The sequence below is a fragment of the Nocardia australiensis genome (assembly GCF_020733705.1).
Lineage (GTDB): Bacteria > Actinomycetota > Actinomycetes > Mycobacteriales > Mycobacteriaceae > Nocardia > Nocardia australiensis.
On sequence record NZ_JAJFZM010000010.1, the window covers coordinates 44,282 to 60,083 of the forward strand.

Sequence of the window (15,802 nt, forward strand, 5' to 3'; positions counted from 1 at the left end):
CGGGATAGTTAAGGGTGTGGATCTCGACGGCGGTCACGACTGCACCTGCCGAGTACGCCCGGCGGCGAGGTCGCAACCCTGCCGGGCATCCATCATCACCATGTCCACTGGGACGCCGTCACGGACCAGGGCAGCGGCCAGTTTCGTCAGTCGCCAGCGGGTCGACTGCTGAGGGGTGAGATCTGTTTCGGGTTCGGGGATCACGACTGCACCTCGATCGCACGCTGATCGGCCTGCGCCTCGGACTCCAGATCGGCGATGCGCGCGGTTGCGGCACGCAGCTCCGCACCCATCCCGGCCAGCCGCTCCCACACCAAACCCCAATCACCATCACCGTCGTCGTCGATGAGGTGGTGTAGTCCGGTGGCGGCGAGGACATCCCGGCACTGTCGGTCGACGATGGTGCCGAGTGTTTGCGCGCCCGACTCCAGTTCGGCGATACGGGCGCGGGCAGCGAGGATCTCGGTAGCCATGGCCTGGAGCGTGTCCGCGGACCGGGTCTCGTGCGCGTTGTCGTGGGCGAGGCGCTGGAGCAGTTGCTCGGTCAGCTCAGGCATAGGTGTCTCCATTCTCGGCGGCGGCCTTCGCTGCGTCGCGCTCCCGCTGGCGGATGCCCGAACTCCGGGCCCGCTCCTGGCTCGCGCCATCCCGGACCCCGAGGGCGTAGATGTCACGAGCCACCTGGTGCAGCCCCCACACACCGGAGCTGTCCAGTGGGGTGCGGTTGGTGTACCGGGCGGTGTCGCGTAGCTCCTCGTCTACGTAGTTCTCGACGACGCGGATCACCTCGGGAGGCTCGATCATGTTGTTGTCACTCACTGGGTGTCTCCGTTCTCGGGGAGTGGGCAGTCGCAGGCGTCCAGTGCGGGCACACCGATTCGGGTGCGGCTCAGGCACTCCCAGGTGTGACGCTGGGATTTCGCGCGGTCGAATGCGGCTTGCGCTTCCTCGGCGCTGACATTGGCAGGTGTCCGTGGGATCACCAGGTACTCGGCGAGGATCAGTTCAACCAGGTGGGCGGCGAACTCCTCGACCGTGGAGAATCTGCGCAACTTGCCGTCCCCGTCGAGGCAGCGCAAGCAGTAGCCCCGCACCAGATGGTCGACATACCAGGCGTGCTCGGTGAGCAGTTGCGCCAGTTGGGTATTACTCATTGTCGTCTCCGGTCTGCTCCGTGGGGGACCACAGGACGGTCACGGGGCCGCAGCTCTCGATCAGCTCGTGGGAGTTGCTGCGTAGGTGCCAGAACTCTCCGGTGACGTACCACCCATCGCTGAATCGTGTGGTGGCTACGCCCTCACCGACCGCGACAATCGAGCCGACAGGAACCGTGTCGAGTTCGTCGCCGGTGCTGATCACCTGGGCGGGTGGACGCCAACCCTTGGCCATCACCTTGCCTGCGATCTCGTAAGGCTCGGCGCTGCGGTCCAGCTGATCGAACAGCAAGTCCGACAGGTCTTCTTGGGCGGTCATTCGCTGGGCCTTTCGGTGATGTCGATGATTGCCAAGCGCGGCGTCCCATCCCGCAATGAACGCCTTGTGCGCCTCGGCGAGTGCGTGCTGGCTGACGCTGTACTCCTTGCGGTAGTCCGACCACTCCACGGCTAGCTGGATGGCAATCACGCGACGGCGCAGCGTTTCCAGCCCGCCATAGAACTCATCGAACGCGAGCGGGAAGCCATTGCCGTTGAGGATTTGGTGGTGCGCCATGGCCGCAACAGTGGTGAGCGCGCCGAACATCTGGTCGTAGGGCAGGGCGCCGAACGGGTCATCGCCCTCTGCAAGTTTGCGGATGTCGCTCATTCGCTGGTCCTTTCGGTGATGACGAGGTAGCTATCTTGTTGCCCCGTGCGCCCGTCCAGCTGCGCCGTGGGCGAGCGATCGGGGCCGGTCTCGAGTCTCAGGATGGGTGGAATGTCCTGGGGGCGCTGAGAGCTCATGCGGCGTGCTCCGTCCCGATGCCTGCGACCATCCCCGCGAGGATGTCCGCCACCACCACCCGCACCCGCGAGTACTCCTCCATCGGCAAATCCAGCCAGGACGGATCGCGCTCGAGGACACCGAGGACATAGGCGGTGGACACCCCGGTACGGAGACGCTCAGCCACCACGTAGCGGGCAGCATCCTCGATCTCGCTCTGCGACTTGCTCATTCGGCCCATCGCTTCCATGCGGCCTCAACCTGCTCGGCAGTCCACGCCGGACCAACCTCACCGATCGGCGACCCGGGCCCGTACTGGCACGGCATAGCCCACACCAGCGGCAGATAGGCATCCGAATTGCTTGGCGTGTGGTGGGTTTCGTTCCACGCGATCGCGGTGTTGGCGGTGTTGGCGCGCTCGAACGCGTCGGCGCGGCCGAGGGCGGGGAGGATGTCATCCGGGCCCTGAATCCACACGGCCCACTGAGGGTCCTTGCTCATTGCTGGTTCTCGCTCTCGTTGATTGCTCGTTGCGCTCGGGCGCTGGGTTCGCGCTCGGCGTAGTCGTTGGCGGTCGTGGTAACCGCGAGGTGCGGCTTGCAGGCAAGGCACGGGATGGGGCGGCCCTCGGTGTCCTCGCCGAGGAACCCCCTGCGGCAGCGGGGATCTCGACAACCGCGGTCGGCGGGTTCGCCGTAGCGGTCGGGGCTCATGACGCCGACTCCCACTTCATCCGTGCTCGGATCTCCGCCATGCCGCGCTTCGCTCGGTCGGTCTCGTCCGGGTCGTGGGTGCACAGGGAGGCGTTGACGTAGCCCGCGTCGTCACACATCCCGCAGTTGGTGATGGCGCGGGCACGGTCCTCGGCGGCATGGAGCTTGTCCTGGTGGAGGCGTTCTCGGTGCGCCTTCTCTGCGGCCTCGGCGGCTTGGTCGCGCTCGAGGTTCCATGCGATCCACCGTTTCCGGGCGGTGCCGCATGCGCCGCACGGAGCTGGAGTGCCGCCGGGGTGGTCTTCGCAATGAGGCAGAGGGGGGTCGTTTTCGCGCGCGGTCGCTACTAGAGATACCTCCCCTACGTAACCACTAGAAGAGGAATGGAAAGGAATGGAAAGGAATGGGGGTGTGGACGCCATATGCGACTCCCCTTGGGACTCCTGCGGGGAATCCGAATCGGAATCGGCGGTGGAGTCCATAGTGGAATCCGTTGCGACGTCCGGGGGTTGTCCCACTGGGACACTTTTCCCTTTGCGCTGGTCAGCCTTCCGGAGACGGTCCGCTTCACGCTTCGATTCGACTTCGGCTTTCGTGCGCTGCCGTTGCTCCCATTCGTGGAATCGGTAGCCGTCGTTTTCCTCAGTCCACAAACCGGCTCTTACGAGCGCGCGCGCTTGAGCGGAGGTACCAAGCGAGCGTGCAATCGCCTTCGGAACGAACCCATCCGTGAGCGTCGAGGCGCACCACGCACCCGCCCGAGTCCACAGTCCGATGGCAGGATTCCCGGCCTGGATCGTCTTGCGATGGAACGCCATCGTGTCGTCAACGTTGAACCACACCATCAGGACACCTCGTTCGCTATAGCCAGCAGGACGTCCGCGTGGCATGGCACCGGTTCCCCGCGGTCGTCGACCTGCGCCTCGCCGAGCTGGAACATGTACTGCTCACCCGACTCCGACGGCACGACATCCGGTTCAGGCAGCTGAACGTCGATGACCTTCATGGGCACTGGGTGGACTGCGGTCTCTGTTTCTTCTTCATGAGCCGCTGCCGAGCGGCACTCCTCGAAGTCGACCGTCACGATCTCCACGGCCGGTGAAACCCCGTGCCAATCTCCGGCGTAAGAGGAGGTGTCGATGCCGCAGTTGGCATTCAGGACAATCCCTGTTACGTCGCTGAACTTCCGGTACTCGCGATCCCCGCAGTCGCCCTCGTAATACGGCCGGCCGCTATATCGGAACGGTGCCGACATTTGCGGGATGATGAACACCCCGTAGTCGGCGAGCTGTGATGCAAGGGCGATCACGTGGTACTCGAACTTTCGACCCTTGTATCCCAGGGCGTCCTTCGACCGCTTGATGCCACCAAACGGTGGGTTACCGATCGCGACGTCGAAATGTCCCAGTCCCATATCCAGGACATCGAGGACATCACCCTCGATCCATACTGCCTCTGGCAGCAGCTTGCGCCCGATCCGTACGTACGCCGAGTTACGTTCGATGCACACGAATTCGCGGTCAGGGTCACTGTTCCATCGCGACCCGAACTGATTCCGGCAGCCGATGCTGAGTCGCCCGATACCTGCACCGAAGTCGATGATCCGTGCTGCGGAGTCGGGGACCTCGATTGCGAAGTCTCGCGCCAGACCATCGGGGGTGAAGAACGCGCCATGCGTCGAGTTCGTAGCAGTCGATGCCTCCTGGAAGTGCTCCAGCACGAACCACTTCTCAACCTCGGAAAGGTCTCGCTCGAGGTCAACTAAGGCGAGGGCTTCGGCGTGCAGCTTCTCTTCCGCTTTGGTGAGCTTCGCCATCAACGAACCTCCCGATTCACGACGTCGGCGAGCGCGGCGCACAGCCCCTCGGCTATGTACGCCGTGGTGTGCCGACCGCCGAGAGGCAGGTAGCCGTAAGCGAATTGCAGTGCCCCACCCCAGCTGCGCCAGTTCTCGATCGACCACCACCGTTGCCACCGGCCAGTTTTCGCGCGGGTGATGAGGTCCTCACCCCATCGCAGTGCGGCGTCCGGGGACGACAGGCTGTACCACTCGGTCAGGTCTGCGATAGTGCGCAACGGGTTGCCTTGGGGCAGTGCCGAAATCGGGTCGCCGGGCGCAACCGCCCACCACGTCGGCAGGTGGACAGGCCCGAAGATGGGGCGCTCACCCTCGATGCCGTAGCCCCCAACCATTGGTGAGCCGGGCATCCCGACACCCAACGGCCGGGACGGATCAGCGATCAGCGCGCAGGCGTCCACCTCGAGGTCAGGATGCGCGCCCGCGGCGATCTCTGCGGCCAGGTCACCGCATATGCCAGCGCCCTGTGAATACCCTCCGATGACAACGCGGTTGGGTGTGGCGCGGATGGCGTCGATGAGGATCTGCCGACCACGGGTCACGCTCTCCGCGTAACTGATCGGCGCACCATAGGCAGCCGGATAGCGCAGGTAGTGGAAGGCGAACCGATTCGTATCCAGCGCTCGGCCGAACGTGTCGGAGATCCCCTCGGGGAGATCGCCGAACCCGGTGCCTCCCAACCACAGCACGTCGATGGTCACGGGGCGACTCCTTCGATCGGGGTGACGGTGCCGTCATCGGCGAGCAGCACGACGCCATGCACGCGGGAGTGGATAGGCCGATCCCCGGGCCGCTCCCACGGTTTGAGGTGCCAGCCCTCCGCCCATGCCTCGTCCGGGTGGGTGGTGATCCAGCCATGGCAGCCGGTCAATCCACTGCCGCACAGGCGTGCACAGTTGGTGGGCTCCCACCGGCCGCCCTGGGAACGGTTGAGCAAGTGGTGCACCGAATGTCCTGAGCCGCCGCAGCGTTCGCAGAGTCCACCGGAGCGGAGGTCGACGATCTTGCGGGTGCGGGACTCCCCGGCGTTGCGGGTACGTGCCGGGCGTGGGCCGGGTTTCGGCCATGCCTGCCGGATCAGGTTGCGGGCGGACGGATGCACGGTCATGCCTCACCCCTGCCCGCGACGCCGTACGCCTGCCTGATCGAGGCGCCAACCGATTGCCAAGCGCGCAGCTCGGCCTCCACCGCCCGCGCGGTACGGTCCGCATACCGGTAGGCGGCGTCGGCCACGTCGCGCTTCTCCCGCTCCTCCTGGGTGGCGAGCTCGGCGACGTACTTCCGCTCATGTGCAGGCCCGTCAGCGTCGAGGTATGCGCTCGCGAACACGCGGTCGTAGCTGCGGTCGGCGTCAAGGAACGCGGCGTAGGCGTTGCCGCATACGGTGACGCCCTTCGCGATCCTGTTGGCGCACTCCCGGATCGCGTTCTCTACGGAGACCGGGTTGTAGTCGTTCACGACTTCCCCGCGATCTGGGCGTAGTGAGCGGTCAGCGCTCTGATGGCAGCGACGTCCGTAGACCGGCCGATCTCGCCGTGTCCGTCGGCGGCGAACCGCTCGGCCGCCTCGCCTGGGGCGATGTCGATGCTCGCCAGCAGGTCGAGCAGTTCGGCGCGCGCCGCCCCTGCGGGGTCGGGTGCGGGCGCTGGGGTCGGGTCGTCGCTCTCGTCGGCGTACAGGTCACCCTTGTGCCAGAGTTCCAGTGCTGTGCCGAATCTCATCGCAGCGTTGCGCAGGGCGTCGCCGATGGCCTCCTTGACGGCGTCGCCGCCCTTCTTGCCCTGGGCGTCGCCGTAGCCGAGGCGGGTAACACCGAGGACAGTCAACCTGATCCACAACCCACCGAGCTGGTCGAACCGCGGCAGCCCACCATCATCGAATGCGACAGGTTCCCATGACCACAGCGGGTCTACCTCGAGCAACCGGGACGTGATCGCGGCGTGGCCGACGTAGTCGATGTGCATCGCGGGCTGGCCATGGTAACCGCCGCACACCTTGCAGTCTGAGCGTTTGGAGTCCTTGCTGTAGGGCTTGGGAAGCTTCCCGATCTGGTTCTCCGCGAACGGTTCCCGGAGCTTCAGCAGTCCGTCCGTGTCGGTCACGCGAGCGTCTCCTCTGCGTTGTAGCGCGCCCAACGGGACATGCGCATGATGTGGATGGTGTTGCCGTAGCCCGGCCACTCGTTGGTGGCGGTGCACTCGGCCCAGATGTCGATGGCACGCCGGACCTGCCGTCCGGCGAGTTCGACGTCCTCGGGGTCGTTCTCGTGCAGGGAGATCAGGTACGGAGGGGTTTTCTCCTGGGCGATGAACACGCACCGGTCGATCTCGATGCCCAGCAGCGCGAGCACGTACCGGTAGTGCGCCTCCTGGATCGCGTAGCCGTACTTGCCAGCCGACGACTCGAACGCTGCCGGAGAGGCATCAGTGGTCGTCTTGTAATCGACCATCAACTGATCGGCGAGGTAGTCTGGGCGTGCCCGCAACCGGGTCCAGGTATGCGGGTCGGTGGCGTAGGCACTGAGTTCTGGCCGCCCACTGGCCAGTAGCGCGGATGCCGCCGGGTGTGCGTCGACGGCAGCTCCCATCCCGCGCACCATCTCCACGCCCGACGTCAGCAGCGGCACCTTGCCCTCGGCGTACGCCTGGGCGCGAGCTTCCTGCGCGGCCTTGGTCTTCCAGTCCAGCGCCTCGATCTCGACGACCTCGAGACCGGTACCCAGCACCTCGGCGTGAGCGGCGTGCCCCTCATCAAAATGTGCGGCGTGCTTACTGCCGCCGTGGTCCTGGTCGTACCGGAACCGCGCCGGTCCGCCGGGCCGCAACAGCATGCGGGCACCCGACGACGACAGCGAGGTCTTGTCTCCGTGGTAGATCGCATCCGGGACGCCCGCGTAGATGCCGGACTTTGTCGGTGCCGCCGTGTAGATCTCGCGGTCGTCAACCTCCCCGCTACTACAGTGGGAACAACCCGATCCACGGCAAAACGGGCAGTCGTGCACAGCTGGGGCGGTCATGACGCCACCGCCCGTGGGGCGTGCACATCGGTGAATCCCCAACGGAACAACGTCCGCTCAGTGATCCCGTAGCTCTCGATCAGCCACCGCATCGCCGCAGCGTGGGAGTAGCCCAGCACCTCACGGGCGTGCACGTACTCCTCATGCGCGGCGGCCTTGTCCTCCAACGCCTGACGGCGTTTGGCACCCGCGTAGATCGTCCGTTCCGGCACCAACATCAAGTGCGCGTCGGTGACCCGCACCAGCCAACCCGCATCGAACGGTGTGGCGACCTGCTCGCTACCGCGCGGCATGATCCCGACAGGAGTACGGATTTCCTGACGGAGAGTCACTCCCGCCCACTCGATCACTGTGGTGTCCTTTCCGCGCGGATCAGGCGCATGTAGTGCATCTGGCATCGGCCTCGCCCGCCGTAGCGGGCGATACCCGGTGCCCGCTTGTGAGCGGTCGGGACACCGCAGTCCCGGCATCGGCCCGTGTTAGGGATCGGCGCTGGTTTCGAGACCGGTTGCGGCGCGGGCTGTTCGCGCAGCCCGAGCATGTCCAGCAGTTCCCGCAGCTCACCGGCATCGCGGGCGTGGCGCGCCACGGTGAGCTGTGCGCGTGCGATGTCCTCGTCACTGACCGGGGCCAGCTCGCCGACACCGGCGACAATCGGATTGGTTTCGCTCACTTCGTCCTCCCATCGCGGCGGCGCCGCTCATCACGCGCCTGACAAACGCGCTCCATCTCCCGTGCTGACATGAACCCGAAAGCCCTTGCAATGGAGTCGAGTTCGTACTCGCTCGCGATCTGGCCATCGGCGAATCTGACGGCGCTCACAGGGGCACCCCCATCTGGCGGTCCACCCACTCGTCATGGGCGCGGTCCCAGGCGTCGTCGTCCTCGGGATCCGGACGGCGCTGGGCAGCGATACACGCCGCGACGTACAGCACGTACCCCCACCCGCCACCGAGGATCAGCACCCGACCGAGATCCAGCCACGTCATGGCGCACCCACGATCTGGGCGATCTGCACGAGTGCCTCCGATGCCGGGATAGCGCCCGACCGGTAGAGGGACAGGCACCCACGGATGGCCTGGATCTGGTCGTTGCGGGCTACGAGCGCCGCTTCCACCTCGTGGTCGTGCGCGATGTGTCGACGCGCCGCCTCCACGAGCGGGTCACCCATCTCCGTCATGATGTGACCTCGCGTCTCTGGAACCACCCGGCCGCCTCGTGTACGAGGGCGGCATCAATCGCCGCGTCCAGCAGGGCCCGGTCGTTGCCGGTGCGCATCACCGCGCCCCGGGCTTCGGCCGCCTCATAGGGCAGCCACCACGAATCACGCGTGGACATGGGCTATCTCCATCTCGTAGCCCGCGAGCAGCAGCGCTTTCCGATGGGACTGGTACGGGGTATGCGCCAGCAGCTCGAGCGTGATCACCACGCCGTCGCGATCGCACGGGTAGACGCAGGTATCGACGTGCTCGACGGACTCGACGAGCAGGTACGTGGTGGAGTCCCGGCCCTCCCGGAAGTCTGCGGGCGGGAAAACCGCGTACACCGCTGCGGCACCGGTGGATTCGGACGCCGCCGGAATCGGCGTCCACAGTGCAGTACCGAGCCTCATCGGTCGGCCTCCTTGCCATGCTCGTCGAGCCGTTGATGTGTGGGTGTCCACGCTCCAGGACGGCGTCGTGGAACGCAGCGGCCATGCGCTCGGCAATGTGCGGGTGCGGGAGATGCAGACGCGCGGTCATGACTCCTCCTCGCAGGTGTGGCCGTACACGACCCCGCGGGCAGCGGATTCGCCGAATGGGCCGGACCCCCACAGGTCGTAGGCCATGCCAGTACGCATCCCGCACGGGTCGTGGATGAGGTGGTGGACCTCCGACCATCCCGACGCGCGTTCGGCGCTCCAATCAGATGGAAGCCTCATGCCGCCACCGCCCCTGACATCAGCGCCCAGATGTCCCACGCGACTTCGAAAGCCCTTGTGTTCGTGGCATTCTCGGTCATCAGGTCAGTCAGATAGACGAAGATGTCGTCTCGGGTGGACAACTCCCACACACGCGCACCGATCTCATGCGGCACCGTGCCGCCCTCGGCGTTGCGCAGGGCTGCGACGTACTCGACCCATGCCGGACGGATGAGGCTCATGACTGCACCTCGGCGTCGTCGTAGACGCGGACTTTCGCGGCGGATTTACGCGCCTTGGCCAGCTGTTCCCGCTGGTAGTCCCCCGCCATCGACGCGAACGAGCCGAGATCCAGCACCGCATTGTCGATATTCAGCTCACCGAACTCGGGGTCGTCATGCGGGTAGCGGTCCCACATACTCGCCCAGGGCTCCAGCGACCGGTACTTCGCCGCCAACGCCTGAGTGCGCAGCACCATCATTTCGTGGTCACGGATCAGGACGGCGAGGTCGTCGGCCAGTTCCTCTGGCGTGTACAGGGGGTCGGACAGCAACAGCAGGGGCCACAGCTCGCGTGCGGCAGCGACCGCGTCAGAGTCCGGCGGGTCGTCCGCGAGGATCGTCAGCAGTAGGTCCCGGATCTCGGTGTCGTTGTGGCTGTAGGCGAAACTCGCCAGGTTCCGCTTCACCGAATCGCGTGGTTCGCCGTACCATTCGCTGATCTTCCGGCGGCAGGCTGGGGAGTGAATAACCTTCATGGCGTAGACTTCTTTCGTTGTGTGGATTGAGGCCGTCGAGTTGCCGCTCGGCGGCCGTCCCGTTTTACGGACGGGACATTTGGAGGCATCCCCGGCGGCGTCACGTGACACGGTCACCGCCGGGGATGCGGCCTCACCACCAGGACGGGACACCAGTGGCGAGGAAGTCATGTCAGCCGCCCAGGTCGGACAGCAAGCGCTGCAAACCCTTCGGCGTCACGCGCGGCTGCGGTGGGTCCAGGACCAACTCACCGGACTTCGGGTGGTAGTGAGACTGGGGAATCACGGACATGAACCCGTGGTCGATCGCGTATTGCAGCACCCGCCAACGGCCATCACCGGCGCGGGAAATCCATTGCCGCCGTGCAAGATCAGCAAAGAGCCGCCCTTGTCCGGTCTTCACTCCTGCTCGGGTGAGGGTCTGCGCAGCATCGCGCACGCTCAGATCTCCGTCGGCGTCGAGCAACCGCGAGGCGACCTCCGCCTTTGGCTCTAGTTCGGCGATCCGCTGATCCTTCGCGGCCAGCATCGTCCTCGCTTCGAGAACCGCGAGGGCCAGCAGCTCCTCACCCTTCGGCGCAACCTGGCCGTAGCCGCCCGTCTTGCGGATCGCCGGAAGAACCTCAGCGGTGATCCATCGGCGAACCGCCACGGCCTCCGGCTTGTCCGACCGGATAACGACCTCGTACATGTTCGACTCGTTGACGACAGTCACGTTCGGGTTGCCGCGATTACCATCCGCCAGGCGGAGGGTATTGACGCCGCTCGGGTCGAGCCGCGACGCGACGTTGCTCGGGTTCGCGATTTCCAGCAGCTTGCAGAGGTCCGCGAGAACAAACCAGGGCTCGCCATCGATGACGACGGTGCGGACGCTCACACCCTCGTAGGTGAACGGCATCAGGTCGGTGCTCATACCGTCCCCCACGCGGGCAGGGACTTGATGTATCGATCGAGGCTCGCGCGCTCGTAGAGGTTCTTCGTGCCCTCTTTCCGGCCGGTGATCTTTTCCTCGCGAAGCAGCGTCTCCAGGCGCCATTTCGACAGCCCCGTATACGCTTTCGCACCTTCGAGGTCGAGGGTGACCGGTCGGAGGTCTACGGTTGCGTTCTCCGCTGTCTGGTGGCCTTGATGGGACCGGTCCATTTTCATGACGCCCCTTTGTGGTCTTCGTCTCCAGAATTACTGGACTCGTCGGGCAAAAAAAGATCCTCGACGCCCACCCGCAATCGATGAGCGATCCGCAGGGCGGCATCAGTTCCAACCGAGGAGACTTGCCCGCGAACCAGACGGCCTACGTAGCTGTGAGCGTTATAGCCCGCTGCGGCAGCAAGCTCGCGCTGGCTAACTTCCTGGATGACCATCAGCCGCCGGAGCTTCTTGCGGTCCTTCAGGATCATCGGCACCTCCTGCTTTGGGTGACCCTGTCCACGACGAAGCTACTCTTCTGTGGTCGCGGTGTCCAGTATTTATGGTCAAATAAATGTAGGGCAGTGTCCGCCTAGCAACACAACGCCCTGCATGGGATCGCAATAATGCGTTCGGACCTGCATACTTCCCTGGACGCCCGTAACATGGTTATGGTGTCCAACTGGACACGTCGACCACAATCGAGACGTGTCCTGGATTGTGTTGATGTCCCGATGATGGGGTCTCAGCCTCGGAGGAGGACAGGATGGCCGCACGCTACGAGACGCACCTGGGTGCGCTGATCGAGCAGCAGAAGGGGCTGAACAATATATCCGACGCGCAGGTGGTGGAGCGCGCGAAACAGCGTGGTCAGAAGCTGGGCAAATCCAACATCGGCCGCATCGCGGGCGGAGGCAACCCCGCGATCAGCCGCAGCGCCATCTTCGGGCTCGCTGCCGGCCTGGGTGTCACGCCGGCCACGGTCGCCCGGGCGGCCCTGGCCGATATGGGCATCATCCTCACGGAGCCCGAGGCCGATAGCGAAACCGCCATCCGCACCGACCCCACTCTGTCCGAGCAGGGCCGCCGGATGCTTCTTGCGGTGCTCCATGAGGTGAGGTCCAACGGTGACGTGCCCTACCTGTCGGACGGCCGATTGGACCCGCAGTACGCCTCCGGTACGCGGACCGGTGATGAGCATCTCGCCGGGCTGCTGGAGCGCGACGATCTCACCTCGGACGGATAGCCACTCGGACGTCGAGCAGCCACCCGATCCGGGGATGGAATCGCCACCCGCGGAGGGCGTCTCGGCCGTGTAGCCACACCGCCTCAGAGGCGGCGTCGAACGCCAGGGATTGCTCGGAGCTCAGCCCTCGGCGGGGCACCTTCCGAACCTCCCCGCCATTGAGGATGACCGTCCCAATGACGGCCCAACCACCCTCTGCCGCAATCGTTCCGGACGGTTTCGCCTCTACAATCCCCACTATGGCGGTCGTCATCCTCGCTGGACGGTGGATGCGCCCAGGCGGACTGGGACAACCTAGGGGACTCTGCGCGGATCTGACCTCGATCAAGCGACGATCAGGCAAACCCACTCTGCGGCCCGAATCCCTGCTGTGTAGGTCCGTCATGGCAAGCCGTCCCGATGTCGCACTACCTGGGGCTCGCGAGTTTTGGTCATGCGTAAACCTCCGCAACCCGACGCGGCCCCGACTCCGATCGGTTGAAATGTGTAATAGGTAGAAGCCTGATCATAGCTATCGTCCGGCCAGCAGACGAGAGATTCAGATTGCAATCCTGCTGTGACAAGTCATGAAAGTCTCAGCAGGTCATGCAGATTGCGGATCACGGGCGCTGACTCGTCGGCACAATCTTCTCCGGCAGCAACATCCCCGCCAGAGCGCCCATACCAGTTCGCAACTTGCCGAGATCGGCATGGAGATACAGCCGGTTCGCCGCCGCCGTCGAGTGCCCGAGGATCTGCATCCGCGTCACCTCATCCACAGGCAGGAGAGTGTTCGCGGTATGCCGTGTTCCGTGCCCTCTGATCTGCGGCACCTCAGCGCGCGCCTGCGCGTCGTTCCACGCCGCGGTGTCATCCTTCGCCTGGATCGGCCGAAACTGCTCCGACACCCACAGCAGTCCATAGTGGTTCGGAACCTGGTTCTGCACATAGATCTTCAGCAACACCGCCAGCTCGGCGGGCATGGGGATAATCCTCGGCTTGTCCGTCTTCGGTTTCACCAGTGCCGCGGCCTTATACAGCGGGGTGATCTCGTACGTCGGAGGAGCATCGAACCTTCCAGGGGCATCGGAGTTCTTCATCCCTGGCAGCAGCGGCAGCCACTGTAGCTGCCAGGAGACATCGATGGTCAGCTCATCGAAGTCAATCCGCTCACTGGTGAGCCCGAGTAGTTCGCCCTGCCGTAGCCCGGTCAGGTAGCGGGTGGCCCACAGCGTCACATATGGGTCGCCCCATTCCAGCGCGGCCTCCAGCACTGCGCGCGCCTGTTCGGCCGTGTGGTGCTCGCCTGTCGCGCTGATTGCCTTAGGGCGTTTAACGAGTGCCGCGACGTTCTCCCGCACCAGCGGTGGGCGCTGACGCTTGGCGTCCTCGAGCGCCAAATGTATTCGGTCGTAGGCGACCTGCGTTGTGCGGGTCGACCACTTCGGCACCTTCGCCAACTCCACTGTGCCGTCAGGTCGTTCGACCTTCCCCTCCTTGGTCTGCCCATCGATCCAGTCGATCATGTAGCGGATGTGGTCAGGGGTGAGAGTCTTGACGTCGGCTCCGCCGATGGACGGGGTGATCTGCTGGTTGATCGTGGACAGCACCGTCTTGTAATAGCGCGGCGCCCACTCCGGCTTTTTGATCTCCGCCCACTTCAGCATCCACTCGGTGACCGAAACCTTCTTCTTCGGCGACGGCAGGATCCCCTTGCGGAGGTTCTCTTTGACCTCCTCCAGCATCTCCGTGACGGTGTTGCGATCCATGCTGTAAACCGGCGGGGTGCGTCGGCGCTTACCGTCGGGGCCGGGCGGGAGTGAGACGTACCCGCAATACAGGCCGTTCGCGCGCCGATAGATCGAGCCCTGCCCGTACTGGCGTTTGCGTTTCTTGCCGGGGGTCTTGAAGGTCTGCTTCTTAGGGGTTGTCATTGCGGGGGCCCTCGAACGTCTATCGTGGACTGCGTGGTTGCTGGCGCTTGGAATCGTGGGGGAGTAGTCGTCACCGATTTGCGATTCCAGGTGTAGCCAATTAGTGTAGCCAATGGTACGGTCCTGCACAGGTTCTTACCAACGGCCAAAAGGCCACTAGCAGGGAAAACTAGATGAATCCCCATGTGAAATGGGGTGGAGCGTCAGCCTTCCAAGCTGATGGTGCGGGTTCGATTCCCGTCACCCGCTCTCTTCCCCCATCGGGGAGCGTCGGCCTTCTCGGCCGTCGGATCGGGGTGTAGCGCAGCTTGGTAGCGCATCCGCTTTGGGAGCGGAGGGTCGCAGGTTCAAATCCTGTCACCCCGACAAAGATCCGGCCAGTCGCCTCGATTGGCTACTGTAGCCAAACCTGTAGCCAACACACTCTCTCGCATCGGTACCCCAATGGGAGCGCGACTGCGAGCGCGTCGGACGCCTCCCGGTCACCGACCGCAGTCCCGAAGTTTTCGCCGGACGCACGATCGTCGCGAGCCGCCCGAGGGTGGTGCGTCATCGGACGTGCGGTTCGACTCGTCCTTCGTGACCCGCGTCATATATTCCCTCACATCTTGCATGGTCTGTGCACGTTTCTTGCCCCCGAAATTGAGCATTCTGCTCATTTTTTGTGAGCGATGTTGTTCAATTCGCGCTCCAGATGCAAGATATTGGCGTCAAGTGCTCAACGAGTCGAGGTGCCACATCGGCGCCGAGCGGACGGGTGGACTTCCATGACCGAACTTGCCGACCGCGACCTGGTCCCGGCACCGTACGACCTCGCCGACCGATACCGCGTCGGGGCGGCAACCGTCGTCCTGACCGGTGTCCAAGCGATCGCGCGGCAGCTGGTGGAACAGCATGTGCGCGACCTGCGCGCGGGCAGGCGGGTCGCGACGTTCGTCTCCGGGTATCAGGGCAGCCCGCTCGGTGGTGTCGACAAGATGCTGAACGGGATGCCGGATGTCCGTGCTGAACACGACATTTCCTTCGTGCCGGGGTTGAACGAGGAACTCGCCGCTACCTCGGTGTGGGGGAGTCAGGCCGACCTGCCCGCGGGCAGCGCGACACACGACGGTGTGGTCGGTGTTTGGTACGGCAAGGGTCCCGGCCTCGACCGGGCGACCGACGCACTGCGGCACGCGAATATGTACGGCGTCAATCCGCGCGGCGGCATGCTGCTGTTGGTCGGGGACGATCCGGCATCGAAGTCGTCGACGGTACCCGCGGTCAGCGAACGCTCGCTGGCCGCGTTGAACATTCCGGTGTTATTCCCGCGCAACGCCCGCGAGATCGTCACCATGGGTCTGCACGCAGTGGCGTTGTCACGCGCGTCGGGTTGTGCGGTGGCGCTGAAGATTGTGGCAGACGTGGCCGATGGCGCATGGACGGTCGACGGCCAGGTGGGTGATATTCCCATTACCGTGCCCGAGATCGCCTGGGAAGGGCGTCCGTTCATCTACCGGCAGCGGCCGATGGCCGCGCCGACGGACAGTGTCATCGCCGAAGCGGACCTCTACGGGCCGCGCTGGGAGATCGT

The 15,802-nt window shown here is 64.8% G+C and carries 30 protein-coding genes, 1 tRNA gene and 1 pseudogene; 3 read left to right on the forward strand and 29 right to left on the reverse strand.

The genetic code is table 11. The features are described 5' to 3' along the window. Positions 1–33: 33 nt before the first annotated feature. The 28 genes from LKE06_RS26900 to LKE06_RS27035 all read right to left on the reverse strand — a co-directional run bounded on the left by LKE06_RS26900 (position 34) and on the right by LKE06_RS27035 (position 11,561). Positions 34–204 (reverse strand): hypothetical protein, encoded by a 171-nt coding sequence (locus tag LKE06_RS26900; protein WP_228002162.1) that lies wholly within the window; start codon positions 202–204, stop codon positions 34–36. Further along, positions 201–557 (reverse strand): hypothetical protein, encoded by a 357-nt coding sequence (locus LKE06_RS26905; RefSeq protein ID WP_228002163.1) that lies wholly within the window; start codon positions 555–557, stop codon positions 201–203. Before LKE06_RS26905 ends, LKE06_RS26900 begins: the two co-directional genes overlap by 4 nt. After that, the gene (locus LKE06_RS26910) at positions 550–819 is read right to left on the reverse strand and encodes a hypothetical protein (protein WP_228002164.1); all 270 of its coding nucleotides are present in this window, start codon (positions 817–819) and stop codon (positions 550–552) included. Before LKE06_RS26910 ends, LKE06_RS26905 begins: the two co-directional genes overlap by 8 nt. After that, a complete protein-coding gene (locus LKE06_RS26915; protein ID WP_228002165.1) occupies positions 816–1,154 on the reverse strand; it encodes a hypothetical protein in 339 nt (112 codons plus the stop codon). Before LKE06_RS26915 ends, LKE06_RS26910 begins: the two co-directional genes overlap by 4 nt. Further along, positions 1,147–1,803, reverse strand: coding sequence for a hypothetical protein (locus LKE06_RS26920; protein WP_228002166.1), 657 nt, complete (start codon positions 1,801–1,803; stop codon positions 1,147–1,149). The genes LKE06_RS26915 and LKE06_RS26920 overlap by 8 nt, the downstream gene beginning before the upstream one ends. Continuing rightward, a complete protein-coding gene (locus LKE06_RS26925) occupies positions 1,800–1,940 on the reverse strand; it encodes a hypothetical protein (RefSeq protein ID WP_228002167.1) in 141 nt (46 codons plus the stop codon). The genes LKE06_RS26920 and LKE06_RS26925 overlap by 4 nt, the downstream gene beginning before the upstream one ends. Beyond that, a complete protein-coding gene (locus LKE06_RS26930) occupies positions 1,937–2,152 on the reverse strand; it encodes a hypothetical protein (protein WP_228002168.1) in 216 nt (71 codons plus the stop codon). Before LKE06_RS26930 ends, LKE06_RS26925 begins: the two co-directional genes overlap by 4 nt. Then, the gene (locus LKE06_RS26935; RefSeq protein WP_228002169.1) at positions 2,149–2,421 is read right to left on the reverse strand and encodes a hypothetical protein; all 273 of its coding nucleotides are present in this window, start codon (positions 2,419–2,421) and stop codon (positions 2,149–2,151) included. Before LKE06_RS26935 ends, LKE06_RS26930 begins: the two co-directional genes overlap by 4 nt. Continuing rightward, complete coding sequence (locus LKE06_RS26940; RefSeq protein ID WP_228002170.1) at positions 2,418–2,633, reverse strand: hypothetical protein; 216 nt, start codon at positions 2,631–2,633, stop codon at positions 2,418–2,420. Before LKE06_RS26940 ends, LKE06_RS26935 begins: the two co-directional genes overlap by 4 nt. Next, positions 2,630–3,478 (reverse strand): hypothetical protein, encoded by an 849-nt coding sequence (locus tag LKE06_RS26945; protein ID WP_228002171.1) that lies wholly within the window; start codon positions 3,476–3,478, stop codon positions 2,630–2,632. Before LKE06_RS26945 ends, LKE06_RS26940 begins: the two co-directional genes overlap by 4 nt. Then, positions 3,478–4,449, reverse strand: a complete 972-nt coding sequence (locus LKE06_RS26950) for a class I SAM-dependent methyltransferase (protein WP_228002172.1) — start codon at positions 4,447–4,449, stop codon at positions 3,478–3,480. Before LKE06_RS26950 ends, LKE06_RS26945 begins: the two co-directional genes overlap by 1 nt. After that, positions 4,449–5,192, reverse strand: coding sequence for a PE-PPE domain-containing protein (locus LKE06_RS26955; RefSeq protein WP_228002173.1), 744 nt, complete (start codon positions 5,190–5,192; stop codon positions 4,449–4,451). The genes LKE06_RS26950 and LKE06_RS26955 overlap by 1 nt, the downstream gene beginning before the upstream one ends. Then, positions 5,189–5,599 (reverse strand): HNH endonuclease, encoded by a 411-nt coding sequence (locus LKE06_RS26960; protein WP_228002174.1) that lies wholly within the window; start codon positions 5,597–5,599, stop codon positions 5,189–5,191. The genes LKE06_RS26955 and LKE06_RS26960 overlap by 4 nt, the downstream gene beginning before the upstream one ends. After that, positions 5,596–5,949, reverse strand: coding sequence for a hypothetical protein (locus tag LKE06_RS26965; protein WP_228002175.1), 354 nt, complete (start codon positions 5,947–5,949; stop codon positions 5,596–5,598). Before LKE06_RS26965 ends, LKE06_RS26960 begins: the two co-directional genes overlap by 4 nt. After that, positions 5,946–6,593 (reverse strand): hypothetical protein, encoded by a 648-nt coding sequence (locus LKE06_RS26970; RefSeq protein WP_228002176.1) that lies wholly within the window; start codon positions 6,591–6,593, stop codon positions 5,946–5,948. Before LKE06_RS26970 ends, LKE06_RS26965 begins: the two co-directional genes overlap by 4 nt. Continuing rightward, positions 6,590–7,507 (reverse strand): PD-(D/E)XK nuclease-like domain-containing protein, encoded by a 918-nt coding sequence (locus tag LKE06_RS26975; RefSeq protein WP_228002177.1) that lies wholly within the window; start codon positions 7,505–7,507, stop codon positions 6,590–6,592. The genes LKE06_RS26970 and LKE06_RS26975 overlap by 4 nt, the downstream gene beginning before the upstream one ends. After that, positions 7,504–7,857, reverse strand: a complete 354-nt coding sequence (locus LKE06_RS26980; protein WP_228002178.1) for a hypothetical protein — start codon at positions 7,855–7,857, stop codon at positions 7,504–7,506. The genes LKE06_RS26975 and LKE06_RS26980 overlap by 4 nt, the downstream gene beginning before the upstream one ends. Then, positions 7,854–8,180: a hypothetical protein gene (locus LKE06_RS26985; RefSeq protein WP_228002179.1), complete on the reverse strand. Its 327-nt coding sequence runs from the start codon at positions 8,178–8,180 to the stop codon at positions 7,854–7,856. The genes LKE06_RS26980 and LKE06_RS26985 overlap by 4 nt, the downstream gene beginning before the upstream one ends. Before the next feature lie 145 nt (positions 8,181–8,325). Beyond that, positions 8,326–8,496: a hypothetical protein gene (locus tag LKE06_RS26990; RefSeq protein WP_228002180.1), complete on the reverse strand. Its 171-nt coding sequence runs from the start codon at positions 8,494–8,496 to the stop codon at positions 8,326–8,328. Further along, a complete protein-coding gene (locus LKE06_RS26995; protein ID WP_228002181.1) occupies positions 8,493–8,678 on the reverse strand; it encodes a hypothetical protein in 186 nt (61 codons plus the stop codon). The genes LKE06_RS26990 and LKE06_RS26995 overlap by 4 nt, the downstream gene beginning before the upstream one ends. Before the next feature lie 5 nt (positions 8,679–8,683). Further along, positions 8,684–8,845 (reverse strand): hypothetical protein, encoded by a 162-nt coding sequence (locus LKE06_RS27000; RefSeq protein ID WP_228002182.1) that lies wholly within the window; start codon positions 8,843–8,845, stop codon positions 8,684–8,686. Continuing rightward, positions 8,832–9,119 carry a hypothetical protein gene (locus LKE06_RS27005; RefSeq protein ID WP_228002183.1) on the reverse strand — a complete coding sequence of 96 codons (288 nt, stop codon included), beginning with the start codon at positions 9,117–9,119 and terminating at the stop codon, positions 8,832–8,834. Before LKE06_RS27005 ends, LKE06_RS27000 begins: the two co-directional genes overlap by 14 nt. Before the next feature lie 126 nt (positions 9,120–9,245). Next, positions 9,246–9,428 carry a hypothetical protein gene (locus tag LKE06_RS27010; RefSeq protein WP_228002184.1) on the reverse strand — a complete coding sequence of 61 codons (183 nt, stop codon included), beginning with the start codon at positions 9,426–9,428 and terminating at the stop codon, positions 9,246–9,248. After that, positions 9,425–9,649 (reverse strand): hypothetical protein, encoded by a 225-nt coding sequence (locus LKE06_RS27015; RefSeq protein WP_228002185.1) that lies wholly within the window; start codon positions 9,647–9,649, stop codon positions 9,425–9,427. The genes LKE06_RS27010 and LKE06_RS27015 overlap by 4 nt, the downstream gene beginning before the upstream one ends. Continuing rightward, positions 9,646–10,164, reverse strand: coding sequence for a hypothetical protein (locus tag LKE06_RS27020; RefSeq protein ID WP_228002186.1), 519 nt, complete (start codon positions 10,162–10,164; stop codon positions 9,646–9,648). The genes LKE06_RS27015 and LKE06_RS27020 overlap by 4 nt, the downstream gene beginning before the upstream one ends. Positions 10,165–10,336: 172 nt before the next feature. Then, complete coding sequence (locus LKE06_RS27025; protein ID WP_228002187.1) at positions 10,337–11,077, reverse strand: BRO family protein; 741 nt, start codon at positions 11,075–11,077, stop codon at positions 10,337–10,339. Then, positions 11,074–11,313 (reverse strand): hypothetical protein, encoded by a 240-nt coding sequence (locus LKE06_RS27030; RefSeq protein WP_228002188.1) that lies wholly within the window; start codon positions 11,311–11,313, stop codon positions 11,074–11,076. Before LKE06_RS27030 ends, LKE06_RS27025 begins: the two co-directional genes overlap by 4 nt. Next, positions 11,310–11,561, reverse strand: a complete 252-nt coding sequence (locus tag LKE06_RS27035; protein ID WP_228002189.1) for a helix-turn-helix domain-containing protein — start codon at positions 11,559–11,561, stop codon at positions 11,310–11,312. The genes LKE06_RS27030 and LKE06_RS27035 overlap by 4 nt, the downstream gene beginning before the upstream one ends. A gap of 275 nt (positions 11,562–11,836) precedes the next feature. Between LKE06_RS27035 and LKE06_RS27040 the strand changes: the two genes are divergently transcribed. Beyond that, entirely contained in the window at positions 11,837–12,316 is a 480-nt protein-coding gene (locus LKE06_RS27040; RefSeq protein ID WP_228002190.1) for a hypothetical protein, read from the forward strand. Between the two features lie 599 nt (positions 12,317–12,915). On the opposite strand, the gene LKE06_RS27045 is transcribed toward LKE06_RS27040, so the two are convergent. Further along, positions 12,916–14,229 (reverse strand): tyrosine-type recombinase/integrase, encoded by a 1,314-nt coding sequence (locus tag LKE06_RS27045; protein ID WP_228002191.1) that lies wholly within the window; start codon positions 14,227–14,229, stop codon positions 12,916–12,918. Between the two features lie 292 nt (positions 14,230–14,521). Between LKE06_RS27045 and LKE06_RS27050 the strand changes: the two genes are divergently transcribed. Both LKE06_RS27050 and LKE06_RS27055 read left to right on the forward strand, forming a co-directional pair. Then, a tRNA-Pro gene (locus LKE06_RS27050) sits at positions 14,522–14,595 on the forward strand. Between the two features lie 401 nt (positions 14,596–14,996). Then, positions 14,997–15,802: pseudogene (locus tag LKE06_RS27055) on the forward strand (indolepyruvate ferredoxin oxidoreductase family protein); the annotation flags it as partial.

What these genes read in the sequence shown, in the direction of transcription:
- LKE06_RS26905 (WP_228002163.1), bottom strand. Translation starts at nt 557, where the DNA reads ATGCCTGAGCTGACCGAGCAACTGCTCCAGCGCCTCGCCCACGACAAC.
- LKE06_RS26915 (WP_228002165.1), bottom strand. Translation starts at nt 1,154, where the DNA reads ATGAGTAATACCCAACTGGCGCAACTGCTCACCGAGCACGCCTGGTAT.
- LKE06_RS26920 (WP_228002166.1), bottom strand. Translation starts at nt 1,803, where the DNA reads ATGAGCGACATCCGCAAACTTGCAGAGGGCGATGACCCGTTCGGCGCC.
- LKE06_RS26925 (WP_228002167.1), bottom strand. Translation starts at nt 1,940, where the DNA reads ATGAGCTCTCAGCGCCCCCAGGACATTCCACCCATCCTGAGACTCGAG.
- LKE06_RS26930 (WP_228002168.1), bottom strand. Translation starts at nt 2,152, where the DNA reads ATGAGCAAGTCGCAGAGCGAGATCGAGGATGCTGCCCGCTACGTGGTG.
- LKE06_RS26935 (WP_228002169.1), bottom strand. Translation starts at nt 2,421, where the DNA reads ATGAGCAAGGACCCTCAGTGGGCCGTGTGGATTCAGGGCCCGGATGAC.
- LKE06_RS26940 (WP_228002170.1), bottom strand. Translation starts at nt 2,633, where the DNA reads ATGAGCCCCGACCGCTACGGCGAACCCGCCGACCGCGGTTGTCGAGAT.
- LKE06_RS26945 (WP_228002171.1), bottom strand. Translation starts at nt 3,478, where the DNA reads ATGGTGTGGTTCAACGTTGACGACACGATGGCGTTCCATCGCAAGACG.
- LKE06_RS26950 (WP_228002172.1), bottom strand. Translation starts at nt 4,449, where the DNA reads ATGGCGAAGCTCACCAAAGCGGAAGAGAAGCTGCACGCCGAAGCCCTC.
- LKE06_RS26960 (WP_228002174.1), bottom strand. Translation starts at nt 5,599, where the DNA reads ATGACCGTGCATCCGTCCGCCCGCAACCTGATCCGGCAGGCATGGCCG.
- LKE06_RS26975 (WP_228002177.1), bottom strand. Translation starts at nt 7,507, where the DNA reads ATGACCGCCCCAGCTGTGCACGACTGCCCGTTTTGCCGTGGATCGGGT.
- LKE06_RS26990 (WP_228002180.1), bottom strand. Translation starts at nt 8,496, where the DNA reads ATGACGTGGCTGGATCTCGGTCGGGTGCTGATCCTCGGTGGCGGGTGG.
- LKE06_RS26995 (WP_228002181.1), bottom strand. Translation starts at nt 8,678, where the DNA reads ATGGGTGACCCGCTCGTGGAGGCGGCGCGTCGACACATCGCGCACGAC.
- LKE06_RS27000 (WP_228002182.1), bottom strand. Translation starts at nt 8,845, where the DNA reads ATGTCCACGCGTGATTCGTGGTGGCTGCCCTATGAGGCGGCCGAAGCC.
- LKE06_RS27005 (WP_228002183.1), bottom strand. Translation starts at nt 9,119, where the DNA reads ATGAGGCTCGGTACTGCACTGTGGACGCCGATTCCGGCGGCGTCCGAA.
- LKE06_RS27010 (WP_228002184.1), bottom strand. Translation starts at nt 9,428, where the DNA reads ATGAGGCTTCCATCTGATTGGAGCGCCGAACGCGCGTCGGGATGGTCG.
- LKE06_RS27015 (WP_228002185.1), bottom strand. Translation starts at nt 9,649, where the DNA reads ATGAGCCTCATCCGTCCGGCATGGGTCGAGTACGTCGCAGCCCTGCGC.
- LKE06_RS27020 (WP_228002186.1), bottom strand. Translation starts at nt 10,164, where the DNA reads ATGAAGGTTATTCACTCCCCAGCCTGCCGCCGGAAGATCAGCGAATGG.
- LKE06_RS27025 (WP_228002187.1), bottom strand. Translation starts at nt 11,077, where the DNA reads ATGAGCACCGACCTGATGCCGTTCACCTACGAGGGTGTGAGCGTCCGC.
- LKE06_RS27030 (WP_228002188.1), bottom strand. Translation starts at nt 11,313, where the DNA reads ATGAAAATGGACCGGTCCCATCAAGGCCACCAGACAGCGGAGAACGCA.
- LKE06_RS27035 (WP_228002189.1), bottom strand. Translation starts at nt 11,561, where the DNA reads ATGATCCTGAAGGACCGCAAGAAGCTCCGGCGGCTGATGGTCATCCAG.
- LKE06_RS27040 (WP_228002190.1), top strand. Translation starts at nt 11,837, where the DNA reads ATGGCCGCACGCTACGAGACGCACCTGGGTGCGCTGATCGAGCAGCAG.
- LKE06_RS27045 (WP_228002191.1), bottom strand. Translation starts at nt 14,229, where the DNA reads ATGACAACCCCTAAGAAGCAGACCTTCAAGACCCCCGGCAAGAAACGC.